11 protein-coding genes and 1 pseudogene are annotated in these 14417 nt (G+C 63.0%); 4 read left to right on the top strand and 8 right to left on the bottom strand.

From position 1 onward, the window contains the following. Window position 1 precedes the first annotated feature (1 nt). Complete coding sequence (locus ASD99_RS02055; RefSeq protein ID WP_057142553.1) at window positions 2-1471, top strand: UdgX family uracil-DNA binding protein; 1470 nt, start codon at window positions 2-4, stop codon at window positions 1469-1471. A 62-nt stretch (window positions 1472-1533) separates the two neighbouring features. On the opposite strand, the gene ASD99_RS02050 is transcribed toward ASD99_RS02055, so the two are convergent. The 4 genes from ASD99_RS02050 to ASD99_RS02035 all read right to left on the bottom strand — a co-directional run bounded on the left by ASD99_RS02050 (window position 1534) and on the right by ASD99_RS02035 (window position 5910). Next, window positions 1534-2799 (bottom strand): glycerate kinase, encoded by a 1266-nt coding sequence (locus ASD99_RS02050; protein WP_056589574.1) that lies wholly within the window; start codon window positions 2797-2799, stop codon window positions 1534-1536. Then, entirely contained in the window at window positions 2796-3299 is a 504-nt protein-coding gene (locus ASD99_RS02045) for a heme-degrading domain-containing protein (RefSeq protein WP_057142552.1), read from the bottom strand. Before ASD99_RS02045 ends, ASD99_RS02050 begins: the two co-directional genes overlap by 4 nt. Before the next feature lie 78 nt (window positions 3300-3377). Continuing rightward, complete coding sequence (gene guaD, locus ASD99_RS02040) at window positions 3378-4691, bottom strand: guanine deaminase (protein ID WP_057142551.1); 1314 nt, start codon at window positions 4689-4691, stop codon at window positions 3378-3380. 1 nt (window position 4692) lies between these two features. Next, complete coding sequence (locus tag ASD99_RS02035) at window positions 4693-5910, bottom strand: urate hydroxylase PuuD (protein ID WP_056589565.1); 1218 nt, start codon at window positions 5908-5910, stop codon at window positions 4693-4695. A 137-nt stretch (window positions 5911-6047) separates the two neighbouring features. Here ASD99_RS02035 and ASD99_RS02030 point away from each other — a divergent pair, with 137 nt between their 5' ends. Further along, window positions 6048-6968 carry a LysR family transcriptional regulator gene (locus ASD99_RS02030; RefSeq protein WP_057142550.1) on the top strand — a complete coding sequence of 307 codons (921 nt, stop codon included), beginning with the start codon at window positions 6048-6050 and terminating at the stop codon, window positions 6966-6968. Between the two features lie 104 nt (window positions 6969-7072). Further along, window positions 7073-7633, top strand: a pseudogene (locus tag ASD99_RS02025) (LLM class flavin-dependent oxidoreductase); the annotation flags it as partial. Here ASD99_RS02025 and xdhC read toward each other — a convergent pair. From xdhC to uraH, 4 genes are all read right to left on the bottom strand, one after another. Further along, the gene (xdhC, locus tag ASD99_RS02020) at window positions 7634-8515 is read right to left on the bottom strand and encodes a xanthine dehydrogenase accessory protein XdhC (protein ID WP_057142549.1); all 882 of its coding nucleotides are present in this window, start codon (window positions 8513-8515) and stop codon (window positions 7634-7636) included. 74 nt (window positions 8516-8589) lie between these two features. Then, entirely contained in the window at window positions 8590-10935 is a 2346-nt protein-coding gene (gene xdhB / locus ASD99_RS02015; RefSeq protein ID WP_057142548.1) for a xanthine dehydrogenase molybdopterin binding subunit, read from the bottom strand. Continuing rightward, window positions 10935-12416: a xanthine dehydrogenase small subunit gene (gene xdhA, locus ASD99_RS02010; RefSeq protein ID WP_057142547.1), complete on the bottom strand. Its 1482-nt coding sequence runs from the start codon at window positions 12414-12416 to the stop codon at window positions 10935-10937. The genes xdhB and xdhA overlap by 1 nt, the downstream gene beginning before the upstream one ends. 3 nt (window positions 12417-12419) lie before the next feature. Further along, complete coding sequence (gene uraH / locus ASD99_RS02005) at window positions 12420-12794, bottom strand: hydroxyisourate hydrolase (protein ID WP_057142546.1); 375 nt, start codon at window positions 12792-12794, stop codon at window positions 12420-12422. A 203-nt stretch (window positions 12795-12997) separates the two neighbouring features. On the opposite strand from uraH, the gene puuE reads away from it, so the two are divergent. Continuing rightward, window positions 12998-14416, top strand: coding sequence for an allantoinase PuuE (gene puuE, locus ASD99_RS02000; protein WP_057142545.1), 1419 nt, complete (start codon window positions 12998-13000; stop codon window positions 14414-14416). Window position 14417: the final 1 nt, after the last annotated feature.

Raw genomic sequence — 14417 nt, 5'->3', positions numbered from 1 at the left:
CATGCAACCGGCTGAGCTCAATCTTGCCAGCTACAGCGTGTGGCTCGACAGCGAGACCGACTTTTCCGGCTGGCGCGATGCGGCGCGGCGGCTGGCGCTGAACGAGGTCAGGCCGGAGGTTATCAGTTGGCATGTCGCAACCGGTTCCGACCGACCGCAGAGGGATTTTCCGGCCCCGCCGGCCGGCGCGCAGCTCGTGGTGCCACGCGACTTCATCGGGCATGCGGAAACCGCCTTCTGCCATTCCGATCCCACCCGGTTCGCCTTTCTCTACCGGATGCTGTGGCGGTTGCGCACCGAGCCGAAGCTGCTGGCGATCGCCTCGGATCCAGACACCAAGCGTCTCGAGGCCATGGAAAAGGCGGTACGGCGCGACAGCCACAAGATGCATGCCTTCGTGCGCTTCCGGAAGATCGGCGACGGCGACGAGGAGCGCTATGTCGCCTGGTTCGAACCCGATCATTTCATCGTCGAGCGGAATGCCGATTTCTTCGTCAGGCGTTTCACCGGTATGCGCTGGACAATCCTGACGCCTTATGCCTCCGCCGACTGGGATGGCGAAAGGCTGGCGCTCGGACCGGGTGCGGCCAAGGGCGATGGTCCTGATCAGGACGATATTGAGGCGCTGTGGCGAACCTATTTCGAGAACATCTTCAACCCGGCACGGCTGAAGGTGAAAGCCATGCAGAAAGAGATGCCGAAGAAATACTGGCGGAACCTTCCCGAGGCCTCGCTCATTCCAGACATGATCGCAGGAGCGGACAAGGCAGCCAAAGACATGATTGCCAGAATGCCGACAGCACCCGCGCCGCACCACGCCAAGGTGCAGGCGCGACACTGGCCGAAGCAACAACTAGGCGAGACAGGACAGCACGATGGCGCAAGCACCATTTCCGAACTGGGCGAGGCTTCGAAAGGTTGCCGCCGCTGCCCGCTGTGGCGCGACGCGACGCAGACCGTGTTTGGCGAAGGGCCGGACAATGCCAAGGTGATTTTCGTTGGCGAACAGCCGGGTGATCAGGAAGATCTTGCCGGCAAACCTTTCGTCGGTCCCGCTGGCAAGGTGTTCGATGCCATTCTCGATGATGCGGGCGTGGATCGCCAGAAAATCTACGTCACCAATGCGGTGAAGCATTTCAAGTTCGAGCCGCGCGGCAAGCGCCGCATCCATTCCAAGCCGAATGCCGGCGAGGTTCAGGCCTGCCGCTGGTGGATCGACAGGGAGTTCGCGCTGATCAAGCCGGATCTCGCCGTGGCGCTGGGCGCGACGGCGGCCTTGTCGCTGCTGGGCAAGGCAATCCCAGTGACGAAAACGCGCGGCCAGGTGATCGAGCGCGAAGATGGTTTGCGCGTGTTCATCACCATCCATCCGTCCTTCATCCTGCGCATCCACGAGCCGGCCGACAAGGAAGCCGAACGCGAGCGGTTTTTGCAGGATATGATGCAGGTCAAGCGGCTGATGGCCGCCTAATCCGTTGTTCTGCGCAATTCCGGACGGAAAACCGCTGCACACTTTTCCTTGAATTGCTTCAGCTACCTGATCAGGATTGCCCTGAGGTCGTTGACATTCGTGCCGGTCGGGCCGGGCACGAAGAGATCGCCAACCGCGTTGAAGGCCGTCCAGGCATTGTTGCCGGCGAGCATCGCTTTGGCATCGACGCCCGCTGCAAGCATGCGCTGTACGGTCGAAGCATCGGCAAAGGCGCCGGCATTATCTTCCGAACCGTCTATGCCGTCGGTGTCGGCGGCCAGCGCGTGAATGCCGTCGACGCCATTGATGCCGATGGCGAAGGCAAGCAGGAATTCCGAATTGCGGCCGCCCTTGCCTTTTGCGCGCAGCGTCACGGTTGTCTCGCCGCCCGACAGGATCAGCACCGGCTTCGAAAATGGCCGGTTGAGCGTCGCCACTTCGCGCGCGATTGCCGCATGGACGCCGCCCACCTCGCGCGCTTCCCCTTCGATGGCATCGGAGAGGATGACAGCTTCGACGGCTTGCCGTTTCGCTTCCGCAGCAGCCGCTTCAAGCGACACACCCGCAGAGGCGATCAGATGGACCTCGTTGCGCGAAAAGCGTTCATCATCCGGCTTTGGCGCATCGGCGGCAGGCGAATTGATATGCGCCATGACCGAGGCTGGCAGTTTCATGCCATAGGCCGATATCGATGCCAGCGCGTCTGCGCGGCTGCCAGTGTCCGGTACCGTCGGGCCGGAGGCGACAAGTGCTGGATTATCGCCGGGAATGTCGGAAACGACCAGCGACACCACCTTGGCCGGCCAGGCGGCCGCCGCCAGCCTGCCGCCCTTGATGGCGGAAAGGTGCTTGCGGATGGTGTTCATCGCTGCGATCGGCGCGCCGGAGGCGAGCAGCGCTTCGTTGACGGCGATCTCGTCGGCCAGCGTCAGGCTGCCGGCCGGCGACGGCAAGAGGGCCGAGCCGCCACCCGAAATCAGCGCCACGACCAGATCATCCGCTGTCAGTCCCTGGACCTTGGCGAGCAGACGCCGCGAGGCTTCGAGCCCGGCGGCATCCGGCACCGGGTGCGCCGCCTCGATGATCTCGATGCGCTCGCAGGTTGCGCCATAGCCGTAGCGGGTGACGACCAGCCCTTCGATGGGGCCGTCCCACACCTTCTCGAAAGCCGCAGCCATCTGCGCCGAGCCCTTGCCCGCGCCAATGACGATGGTGCGGCCCTTGGGCTTGGCCGGCAAATGATCCCTGATGGTTCGTTCCGGATCGGCTGCGGCGACGGCCGCGTTGAAGATGGAGGCGAGAAAGGCCTTGGGATCGAGCACGGTCATTCGGCTTCCCGAAGCAATGCCAGCCCGCGCTTGTCGACGCCCAAATGATCGCACAGCGCATCGACCACGACGCCGTGATCCTCGCGCTCCGGCAGTCCGGAAACGGCGATTACGCCAATGACGCCGGCGCCCTTGACGGTAACCGGAAAGCCACCGCCAGCCAGCACATAATCAGCAATATCCAGTCCCTCACCAACCTTGAAGGTGCGGTCGGCGCGCTGCTGTTCCAGCACCATGCGGTAGGTGCTTTTCAGGAACCGTTTAACGACATTGATCTTGCGCCGCGCCCAGTCGGGATTGGAAGCGTTCGAGCCCGGCATCGCCGCATAGAACAGCGGCCTATCGAAGGTCCTGATGTCGACTATAACAGGCAGGTTCTCGGCGAGCGCGCGGTCGCGGATGGCTGAACCGATCTTGAAAGCAGCGGCCTCGTCAAAGGCGGCGAAGACCAGGATCTCTTCCTGTCTCTTGATCAGAGCGATGTCGTCAGCAACGGCCATGTCGTTCCCCTGTCAACTTTGTCGCACGCTTTGACCGATGGCCGCCGCCGGGTCAAGCAAGGAACGCCCCGTAGTGCTCTAATTCGCCATGTCGCTCTTGGCCGACCGGCCTGCGACATAGACCTCGCGCACGGCGCGGTCGTCGCCCAGCGTCTGCAGCAGGAACAGTTCCTGCGCCAGCGTCTCGACCGTTTCCATCCTGAGCCGCATCGCCGGCGTCGCCCTGGCGTCGAGCACGACGATGTCGGCATCGGTGCCTGCCTCCAGCGTGCCGATCTTCTGCGCCACCGACAGCGCCTCGGCATTGCCGCGTGTCATCTGCCAGAAGGACTGGAACGGGTTCAGCTTCTCGCCGTTCAGCGCGATCACCTTGTAGCCCTCGTCCATGGTACGCAGCATGGAATAATTGGTGCCGCCGCCGACATCGGTGGCGGCGGCGATGCGGATCGGCTTGTCGCGGCGGCGGAAGCGTTGATAGTCGAACAGACCGGAACCGAGGAACAGGTTCGAAGTCGGGCAGAACACCGCCACCGAGCCCGAATCCGAAAGCGCATCCGCTTCGCGCTCCGACAAATGGATGCAGTGGCCGAACAGGCTTTTCTTTCCCAACAGCCCATAGTGCTCGTAGACGTCGGTGTAGTCGCGCGACCACGGGTAGAGTTCCTGCGTAAAGGCGATTTCGGCGTGATTTTCCGACAAATGCGTCTGCATGTGCAGGTCGGGGTACTCGCGGCAGAGTGCTGCGGCCATCTCCATCTGCTCCGGCGACGAGGTGATGGCGAAGCGCGGCGTGATCGCACAATGCTGGCGCCCCTTGCCATGCCATTGCGCGATCAGCGCCTTGCTGTCGTCGTAGCCTGATTGCGGCGTGTCGAGCACGCCGTCTGGCGCATTGCGGTCCATCATCACCTTGCCGGCGATGTTGAGCATGTTGCGGTCGTGCGACTCGGCAAAGAAAGCTTCGGCCGAGGCCTTGTGCACCGAGCAGTAAGCGACGACCGTCGTGGTGCCGTGGCGCACCATCTCGTCGAGGAACAGCCGCGCGATGCGGCGGCCATGCTGGGCGTTGGCGAACTTGGTCTCTTCCGGAAAAGTGTAGGTGTTCAGCCAGTCGAGCAGTTCGGCGCCATAGGAGGCGATGATCTGCATTTGCGGGAAATGCACATGCGCATCGATGAAGCCCGGCAGCAGCAGATGCGGCCGATGGTCGATTTTATTCGTCTCCTCGCCGGCCTGCTTTTCGACCTCGGTATAGGTGCCCGTGGCGACGATCCTGCCGTCGCGGATCAGCAAGCCGCCATCCTCCTCGTAGCGCCAGGCGGAATGGTCGTCTATGGTTTCGGGCCAGCGCACAAAGGAGAGCGTGCGGCCGCGCAGAAGTGTCGAGCTCATGCTATTTCCCTGCGCCTTCGAACCAGGCCACCAGCAGCGCCCGCTCCTTGTCGGTGATCTGGCTGACGTTGGCGGGCGGCATGGCGTGGCTGCGGCCGGCCTGCAGATAGATCTCGCGAGCGTGGTTGGCGATGTCGGCGTCGGTGTCGAGCATCACGCCCTTCGGCGCATGATAGATGCCCTCATAGACCGGCTCCGCCGCATGGCACATCGAGCAGCGGCCGAGCACGGTGTCGCGCACAGCCGGGAAATGCGCTGAAGCGACATAGATTTGCGCCGCCGCCGATTCCCTGGGCTCGCCGGTCAGCACCTTCGGCGCGGTCGACAGCCAGATGATGACGATGAACAGGACAAGTGCCGCCATCCAGGTCCAGGTCGGGTTGCCCTTGCGCGCGTGTACGCTGTTGAAATAGTGCCGGATCAGCACGCCGATGATGAACACCAGCGAGGCGATGACCCAGTTGAACTCAGTGCCGAACGCCAGGGGATAGTGGTTCGACAGCATCAGGAACAGCACAGGCAGCGTCAAATAATTGTTGTGCAGGGAGCGCTGCTTGGCGATCTTGCCGTATTTCGGGTCGGGCTTGCGGCCGGCGATCAGGTCGGCGACGACGATCTTCTGGTTGGGGATGATGACCATGAAGACATTGGCCGACATGATCGTGGCGGTGATGGCGCCAAGATGCAGGAAGGCGGCGCGGCCCGTGAACAGGTGCGTCAGCCCCCAGGCGATGAACACCAGCACGCAGTAGAGCACCAGCATCAGCCCGGTGTCGCTTTTTCCAAGCGGCGAGCGGCACAGGAGATCATAGACCACCCAGCCGACGCCGATCGTTGCCAGCGACAGCAGGATGCCGACCGGCACCGACATCGGCAGCACGTTGGGATCGATCAGGAACAGATCGGCTCCGGCATAATAGACGACGCACAGCATGGCGAAGCCGGACAGCCAGGTGGCGTAGGATTCCCATTTGAACCAGGTCAGGTGTTCCGGCATCTCGGCCGGCGCCACCAGATATTTCTGGATGTGGTAGAAACCGCCGCCATGCACCTGCCATTCCTCGCCGAAGGCGCCGACAGGCATGCCCGCGCGCTGGCGCAGGCCGAGATCGAGCGCGACGAAATAGAACGACGAGCCGATCCAGGCGATGCCTGTGACGACATGCAGCCAGCGCACGGCAAAACTCAGCCAGTCCCAGAAAATCGCGAAATCCATCATTGAAGTCGTCCCTGCCGATCCGGTGACTTTACGGGCTGGAGCGCAAACGGAAAGAGGCGGGGTGTGCGATGACTTTCAAAAAAAAATGGAAAATACTAAGCTGTTTCCACGCAGCCGCATGAGAGCCACGACACCGCATGGCCTATCTCGACAACATCGCCGTCTTCGTTCGCGTCGTCGAACTCGGCAATCTGTCGGCGGCCGGCCGTGACATGCGCATTTCACCGGCGGTCGCCTCAAACCGCATCAAGGAGTTGGAGAAGCATCTCGGCGTGCGGCTGTTCAACCGCACCACACGCCAATTGATGCCGACCGAGCATGGCACGGTTTTTTACGGGGGTGCCAAGCAGGTGCTGGAGGCGATCACCGAGGCGGAAGCTGCGGTCTCGGCCCTTTCCGGCCAGCCGCGCGGCACCATCCGTGTGACCGCGCCCCTCGGCCTCGGGCGCCGGCTGGTGGCTTCGGGCATTCCGGATTTCCACGACAAATACCCTGACATCGAGGTGCGGCTGAGGCTCTCGGACCACAATGTCGACATCATGAAGGAAGGCATCGACGTCGCCTTCCGGCTCGGCATCATCGAGGATTCCAGCCTCAGGATGCGCGGCATCATGGAATGCGAGCGCGTGCTGGTGGCGGCGCCGAAATATCTGGAAGCGCGCGGCGAGCCGGTGGAGCCGCAGGAGCTGATCGGCAAGAAACACGACTGCCTGATGCTGCGCTATTCCGGCGCGCGCGAATATGTGTGGACGCTGCAGACCCCCACCGGTCCGCAGAAATTCGAGGTGCACGGGCCTTACGACACCGACGATGGCGACGTGCTGACCGGCTGGGCGCTGTCCGGCCGTGGCATCATCAACAAGCCACGCTTCGAGGTCGAGCCCTTTATCCGCGACCAGCGGTTGAAGGTGATCCTGTCCAGCACCCCGCCGACACCGGTGCAGTTTGCCGCCGTCTATCCGCACAAGAAGCTGCAGGATCCAAAAGTGCGGCTACTGCTCGACTTCATGGCCGAGCGCTGCCAGCGGCTGATCAACGACCTTCTCGCCGGCAAATAGGGACTGGCCGACACATGACCGGCGGTTGGCCCAGCGCCGGCGGTTGCCATCCCAGGACGTGGCGAACATAGTTCCAGCTCCATCTCGTCTCGCAGGAACCGTCGATGGGCGACAACGCCAGAATGCATCTTGCTGTTTCGCTGTTGTCAGGAATCGCCGATCCATCACCGGGGCCGGAATTCGGCCGCCTGGCTGGTTTCGCGCAAAAAGGTTGAAGCAGCCGGCCTGGACATGCTGCTGCTTGCCGATTCCGCGCCGGCTGCCGGTGGTGACGCCGCGAACAGGCCGATGCCCTTCGAAGCAACGACGTTGCTTGCCGCTCTGGCGACCATGACGAGTAGGATCGGCCTGGTCGCAGCGGCGTCGACGATTGCCCATCAGCCCTACAATCTGGCGCGCCGTTTTGCTTCGCTCGACATCATCAGCCATGGCCGCACCGGCTGGAACGCAACCATGATGCAGGGTCCGCAAGAGGCAGCCAATTTCAGCCGGCCGGAAGGGTTTTCATCAGGCGATTTTCGCCGCCGCACGGAGGAATATATCGACATCGTTCAGGGCTTGTGGCGGATGCTGACGCGCTGCTGTTCGACCAAAGCGGCGGTCGCTTCCACGATCCAGAAAAGATGCATCTGCTCGACCACAAGGGCGAGTTCTTTTCGGTGCGCTTAGCCCGCCAGCACCTTGTCCTGCAGGACCTGATGCTCGGCATTTGACTCGGCGGCCTGGACCACCAATGCGGTCATGATCTCGGCCGCCGCCAGCGCCGCGATGACCTGCGGGCGCTTGTCCTTGACGGCGTCGCCGCCGATCGGCGAGACGAGGCGGGCAAACTCGGCTTGGCTGCCGCCCGCCGATTTCAGGAACCAGTTCCTGAACGTCGCTTTCTTTGTCTTCGAGCCGATCATGCCGACATAGGCAGTGTCGCCGCGTTTCAGCGCCTCGGCGACGATCAGGAAATCCAGCGCATGGTCGTGGGTGAGGATGGCGAAGGCTGTGCCAGCGGGGGCGTTTCGCACCTCGGCCTCGGGCATCGGCGTCAGCCGCGTCTCCACGGTTTCCGGCATGCCTTCCAGTGCTTCGGCGCGAGTCTCGATGACGACGCCGTGCACGGGAAGAAGTGCTATAGTCGACGCCAGCGCCTGGCCGACATGGCCGCCGCCGAAGATGTAGACATGCGGCAGGTGCGCCTCCTCGGCTTCCGCAGCCGCAACCAGTTCGGCGGCTAGCGTGGCATCGACGAGCCGGATCAACACTTCAACGCGCCCGCCGCAGCATTGCCCGATTTCCGGCCCGAGCGGGACGTCGAGGGTTGCGCAGATCTCGTCGACCTCGATACAGGCCTCTTTAGCCACCATCTGCCTGGCCTTGTCGATCGCCATATATTCGAGCTGACCGCCGCCGATCGTGCCAAAGATCGTCGTCTGCGAGACGAGCATGAAGGCGCCCTTTTCGCGTGGCGTCGAGCCTTTTGTCCCGGCCACTTCGACCAGGGCAACCCGACCGACGCTGGCGAGAAAGGCTTTCAGGCTTTGCACTTTCGAGTTCATGGTTCACGTTCCCGAATGGGAAATATAGGGTTTTTCGGCCCGAATTGCACGCTTTGCCGAGCCTGGGGCGGGATTCAGGCGACGGCCTCTTTCTTCAGCCGCTCGATCGCCATCAGCACCCGCTCTGGCGTTGCCGGCGCGTCGAGGCGCGGGCAGATCCTGTTGTCGGCGACACTGGCCACCGCGTCCGACAGGGCGTGCAGCACCGACATGCCGAGCGGGAATGGCGGCTCGCCGACCGCCTTTGAACGATGGATGGTAGGCTCGCTGGCTTCCGGCCAGTCGGCCAAGGTGACGTTGAAGATCTTCGGTCGGTCGGAAGCGAGCGGAATCTTGTAGGTCGACGGCGCGTGCGTGCGCAGCCGGCCCTTGGCGTCCCACCACAGTTCTTCCGTCGTCAGCCAGCCCATGCCCTGGATGAAGCCGCCCTCGATCTGGCCGATGTCGATTGCGCGGTTCAGAGATCGGCCGCAGTCATGGAGAATATCGGTGCGCTCGACCATGTATTCGCCGGTCAGCGTGTCGACCGAGACTTCCGAGCACGACGCGCCATAGGCGAAATAATAGAAGGGGCGCCCCTCGCCCTTGTCGCGGTTCCAGTGGATTTTCGGCGTCTTGTAGAAACCCGCCGCCGAAAGCTGGATGCGGGCCATATAGGCTTGCTTGACGAGGTCGGCGAAGGCGATCTCCTGGTTGCCGATGCGCACCCGGTTGGGCAGGAACAGCACCTGATCGCGCGGCACCTGATATTTTTCGGCGGCGAAATCGATCAGCCGATCCTTGATCTGACGAGCGCCATTCTGCGCAGCCATGCCGTTGAGGTCGGAGCCGGACGACGCTGCCGTGGCGGAGGTGTTCGGCACCTTGCCGGTCGTCGTCGCGGTGATCTTCACCTGGTCGAGGTCGATCTGGAACTCTTCCGCCACCACTTGCGCCACCTTGACGTAGAGGCCCTGCCCCATCTCGGTGCCGCCATGGTTCAGATGCACCGAACCGTCGGTATAGACATGCACCAGCGCGCCGGCCTGGTTGTAGTGCGTGGCGGTGAACGAGATACCGAACTTGACCGGCGTCAGCGCCAGGCCACGCTTGATGAAACGGCTGTTGGCGTTGAAGGCCGATATTTCCCGACGCCGCCGCGCGTAGCTGGCGCTTTGCTCCAGCTCAGCGACGATGCGCTGGATGATGTTGTCCTCGACCGTCTGGTGGTAGGGCGTGATATTGCGGTCTGATGTGCCGTAGAAATTCTTCTTGCGGATTTCGAGTGGATCCTTACCGACGGCAAAGGCCACCTCGTCTATGACGCGCTCGGCGCCGACCATGCCTTGCGGGCCGCCAAAACCACGAAAGGCGGTGTTCGACACGGTGTTGGTGTAGAGCGGCGCCGATTGGGCGTGCACCGCCGGCCAGAAATAGGTGTTGTCGCAGTGGAACAGCGCGCGATCGGTTACCGGGCCGGAAAGGTCCGACGAGAAACCGCAGCGCGCCGCGAACATGAAATCGACACCGAGAATGTTGCCCTCGTCATCGAAGCCGATTTCGTAGTCGACGAGGAAATCATGACGCTTGCCGGTGGCGATCATGTCGTCATCGCGGTCGGGTCGAATTTTCACGGCGCGATGGTGTTTCTTCGCGGCGATCGCGGCCAATGCGGCAAACTGATTGCCCTGCGTTTCCTTGCCGCCGAAGCCACCGCCCATGCGGCGGATTTCCACCGTGATGGCGTTGCTCGGCACGCCGAGCGCATGGCTGACCATGTGCTGGACTTCGCTCGGATGCTGGGTCGAGGAATAGATGGTGACGTCCTGGTCTTCGCCCGGAATGGCCATGGCGATATGGCCTTCGAGATAGAAATGCTCCTGGCCGCCGATGCGCATATTTCCTCTCAGCCGGCGCGGCGCCCGACGGATTGCTGCAGCGGCATCGCCGCGCTTCAGCGTGAGGGGCGGCGTGACGAGCTTGTCCTTCTTCGGATCGAGCGCGCCAATGTCGGTGACGAAGGGCAATTCCTGGTATTCGACCTTGGCCAATCTTGTGGCGCGGCGCGCCTGCTCTCGCGTCTCGGCAATGACGCAGAAGATAGGCTGGCCGTAGAATTGCACCTTGCCGTCGGCAAGCACCGGCTCGTCGTGGCGGCCGGTCGGCGAAATGTCGTTCTCGCCGGGCACGTCACTGGCCGTCAGCACGTCGACAACGCCGGGCGCCATACGCACCGCCGAGAGATCCATGCTGGTAATCGTGGCATGCGTGGCGGCAGAAAGCCCGAGGCAGCCATGCAGAGTGCCGGCCGGTTCCGGCATGTCGTCGATGTAGACGGCGGTGCCGCTGACATGCTTGTGGGCGGAGTCGTGGCGCTGATCGGTGGAAACGCCGCCGGCGATCTTTTCAGCCTTGAGGTTGGGGGCAGCGTGCTTGTTCATCATGCCGCCTCGTGCCTTGAAACCTCGACCGGCTCCCCGGTGCCGCTGGTCTCGGCGAAGAAGCGCAGCAAAAGGTTGCGCGCCGCCAGGGCGCGATACTCGGCCGAGGCCCGCATGTCGGTGAGCGGGGTGAAATCCTTGGCATATTCGGCCATCGCCACGTCAACCGTCTGTTCGGTCCACGGCTTGCCGAGCAGCGCTTTTTCGACAGAAGACGCCCGCTTCGGCGTCGCCGCCATGCCGCCATAGGCGATGCGCACCTCCGCGACCGTGCCGTCCTTGGCCAGCGTCAGGAAGAAGGCGCCGAGGGCCGCGGTGATGTCCTCGTCGCGACGCTTGGTGATCTTGTGGACGGCGAATTTTGTGCCCTTGGCGGGAACAGGAACATGCACGGCCTCGACGAATTCGCCCGGCTGCCGGTCCTGCTTGCCATAGGCGATGAAGAAGGTTTCCAGCGGGATCGTGCGCCGCTTCTTGCCCTTGCGCAGGGTGAGGCGCGCGCCGAGCGCGATCAAGGGCGGCGGCGTGTCGCCGATCGGCGAGCCGTTGGCGATGTTGCCGCCGATGGTGCCCATGTTGCGCACCTGTTCGCCGCCGATGCGATCGAACAAAGGCCCCAGCGTCGGGATGCGCCTGGCCAGCGTCGAGAACGCCTCGGTGTAGGTAACGCCGGCGCCGATTGTGATGACGCCCTTGTCTTCCGAGATGGTGCAAAGCCCGTCGAGATCTCCGATGAAAATGGCCGGTGAAATATCGCGCATATGCTTGGTCACCCACAGCCCGACATCGGTCGAACCGGCGACGATGGTGGCGCCGGGATCCTTGTCCAGCACGGCGGCGAAATCATCGACGTTGGCCGGTACAACCAGCCGCGCCTTGCCAACGCCGATCTCGACCCGGGCGCCGTCGTGCATGACTTCCAGCCTCGCGGTGATCGTCTTGCGCTCCGCGGCCAGCGGGTCCTTCGCCGCCTTGCCGTAGCTGGAGATAGCGCGGGCGGCGCGCATGATCGCCTCGTAGCCGGTGCAGCGGCAGAGATTGCCTTGCAAAGCCTTTTCGATGGCCTCGTTCGATGGGTCGGGCGATTTCATCCACAAGCCATAGAGCGACATGACGAAGCCCGGCGTGCAGAAGCCGCATTGCGAGCCGTGGAAATCGACCATCGCCTGCTGCACCGGATGCAACTGGCCGGGTGAACCACGCAGATGCTCGACGGTCACGACATGGGTGCCGTCCAGCGAGCCGAGGAAGCGGATGCAGGCATTGACGCTTTCATAGACCAAGCCGCCCTCCGAGAGCTTGCCGACCAGGACGGTGCAGGCACCGCAATCGCCCTCGGCGCAGCCTTCCTTGGTGCCGCGCAGCGAACGCTCGAGCCGCAGCCAGTCGAGCAGGGTCGCGTCTGATGCCACCGACGAAAGTACCACATCCCTGCCGTTGAGAATGAAACGGATCTCGTTGCGGATATTGACCTTGGCCATGCCTCAGCTCCCCCTGTAGGTCGAGTAGCCGTAGGGCGAGACGAGCAGCGGTACATGATAATGCACCGCTTCGGCCATGCCGAAGCGGATCGGTATCACATCAAGGAAGGCGGGTTTCGGCAGGCTCAGCCCCTGCTGGCGCAAATAGTCGCCCGCGGCGAAGACCAGTTCGTATTCGCCGGTGCGAAACTCCGCTCCGGCCAGCAGCGGCGCGTCGCACCGGCCGTCGGCATTGGTGGCGACAGTCTTCAGATGTGTCCGCGCCTTGCCCTCGACGTGATAAAGCGCGATCGACAGTCCCGCCGCCGGCTTGCCGGTCGCGGTGTCGAGGACATGGGTCGTCAGACGCCCGCCATCGGCTTTCGACGTTTCTGCCATTGGCCGCCTCCCATTTCCGGTACGGGCGAATTGGCCCGGTACGATCAAGTATCAACAGTGAATTGTGCGCCAATTAAAGGCGATGCATAAGCCCCGGTCGAGCGGAGTGCGACAAAAACACTTTCAAAAATTTTCGGGGGAATGCGAGAGGCACCCTTTCGATATCCTGATCTTACTTCGGGCCATGCCCGGCGGGAGGGACGATGCGTTACATCAGAGACATGCGCGGCTATGGAGCCAATCCGCCAGACCCGAAATGGCCTGGCGGCGCGCATGTCGCCGTACAGTTCGTCGTCAATTACGAGGAAGGCGGCGAAAACTGCGTGCTGCACGGCGACAAGGCCTCTGAAGCCTTCCTGTCGGAAATCGTCGGCGCGGCGCCCTGGGTGGGCCAACGCCATTGGAACATGGAATCAATCTACGAATATGGGGCGCGGGCCGGTTTCTGGCGGCTGCTCCGGCTGTTCACCGAGGCCGAGGTGCCAATCACCTGCTATGGCGTCGCCACCGCGCTGGCCCGTTCGCCGGATCAGGTCACGGCCATGCAGGAAGCCGGCTGGGAGATCGCTTCGCACGGTCTGAGATGGATCGACTACCGTGACCATAGCGCCGAAGATGAGCGTCGCGACCTCGAAGCGGCGATCAAGCTGCATTACGAAGTTACCGGCGCGCGCCCGACCGGCTGGTATACGGGTCGCACATCGGTCAACACAGTGCGGATTGTGGCTGAAGAAGGCGGCTTCGACTATGTGTCGGACACCTATGACGACGAACTGCCCTACTGGTTCGAGCACGAGGGCGGCACGCAACTCATCATCCCCTATACGCTCGACGCCAACGACATGCGCTTCGCCACGCCGCAAGGCTTCAACTCGGGCGACCAGTTCTTTGCCTATCTGAAGGACAGCTTCGACACGCTCTATGTCGAGGGCCAGGCCGGCCGACCGCGCATGATGAACATCGGCCTGCATTGCCGCCTCGTCGGGCGGCCGGGCCGGGTCGCGGCGCTGAAGCGCTTCGTCGACTATGTGAAGTCGCACGACAAGGTCTGGCTGGCGCGGCGCATCGACATCGCCCGCCACTGGCAAGAGGTCAATCCTTACAAGCCAGCGGCACTCCGCCCATCGAAGATGGAATTCGAGACCTTCGTCCACACATTCGGCGGCGTGTTCGAGCATTCGCCGTGGATCGCTGAGCGCGCCTACGAACTGGAACTGGGTCCGGCGCATGACACTTCAGGCGGCCTACACAATGCGCTTTGCCGTATCTTTCGCTCCGCCAGCGAAACCGAGCGGCTTTCGGTGCTCAATGCCCATCCCGACCTTGCCGGCAAACTGGCCAAGGCCAAACGGCTGACGGCGGAATCGACCAGGGAACAGGCCTCGGCCGGCCTCGACGCGCTGACCGACAAGGAGCGCGAACTGTTTTCCAAGCTCAACGCCGCTTACGTCACCACCTTCGGCTTCCCCTTCATCATCGCGGTGAAGGGCAAGACGAAGGAGGAGATTCTTGCCGAATTCGAGGCGCGCATCGGCAACAGCCGCGGCGTCGAATTCGAAACCGCCTGCAAACAGGTCGAGCGCATCGCGCTGCTCCGCCTCAAGGACATGCTTCCGCAATAGG

The sequence above is a fragment of the Mesorhizobium sp. Root695 genome (genome assembly GCF_001428185.1).
Lineage (GTDB): Bacteria > Pseudomonadota > Alphaproteobacteria > Rhizobiales > Rhizobiaceae > Mesorhizobium.
The sequence above is the reverse complement of the archived record's forward strand: the minus strand, read 5'-3'. Positions and strand labels throughout refer to the sequence as shown.

Coding starts and splice junctions, on each gene's coding strand:
- ASD99_RS02055 (WP_057142553.1), top strand. CDS start 2: ATGCAACCGGCTGAGCTCAATCTTGCCAGCTACAGCGTGTGGCTCGAC.
- ASD99_RS02050 (WP_056589574.1), bottom strand. CDS start 2,799: ATGACCGTGCTCGATCCCAAGGCCTTTCTCGCCTCCATCTTCAACGCG.
- ASD99_RS02045 (WP_057142552.1), bottom strand. CDS start 3,299: ATGGCCGTTGCTGACGACATCGCTCTGATCAAGAGACAGGAAGAGATC.
- guaD (WP_057142551.1), bottom strand. CDS start 4,691: ATGAGCTCGACACTTCTGCGCGGCCGCACGCTCTCCTTTGTGCGCTGG.
- ASD99_RS02035 (WP_056589565.1), bottom strand. CDS start 5,910: ATGATGGATTTCGCGATTTTCTGGGACTGGCTGAGTTTTGCCGTGCGC.
- ASD99_RS02030 (WP_057142550.1), top strand. CDS start 6,048: ATGGCCTATCTCGACAACATCGCCGTCTTCGTTCGCGTCGTCGAACTC.
- xdhC (WP_057142549.1), bottom strand. CDS start 8,515: ATGAACTCGAAAGTGCAAAGCCTGAAAGCCTTTCTCGCCAGCGTCGGT.
- xdhB (WP_057142548.1), bottom strand. CDS start 10,935: ATGAACAAGCACGCTGCCCCCAACCTCAAGGCTGAAAAGATCGCCGGC.
- xdhA (WP_057142547.1), bottom strand. CDS start 12,416: ATGGCCAAGGTCAATATCCGCAACGAGATCCGTTTCATTCTCAACGGC.
- uraH (WP_057142546.1), bottom strand. CDS start 12,794: ATGGCAGAAACGTCGAAAGCCGATGGCGGGCGTCTGACGACCCATGTC.
- puuE (WP_057142545.1), top strand. CDS start 12,998: ATGCGTTACATCAGAGACATGCGCGGCTATGGAGCCAATCCGCCAGAC.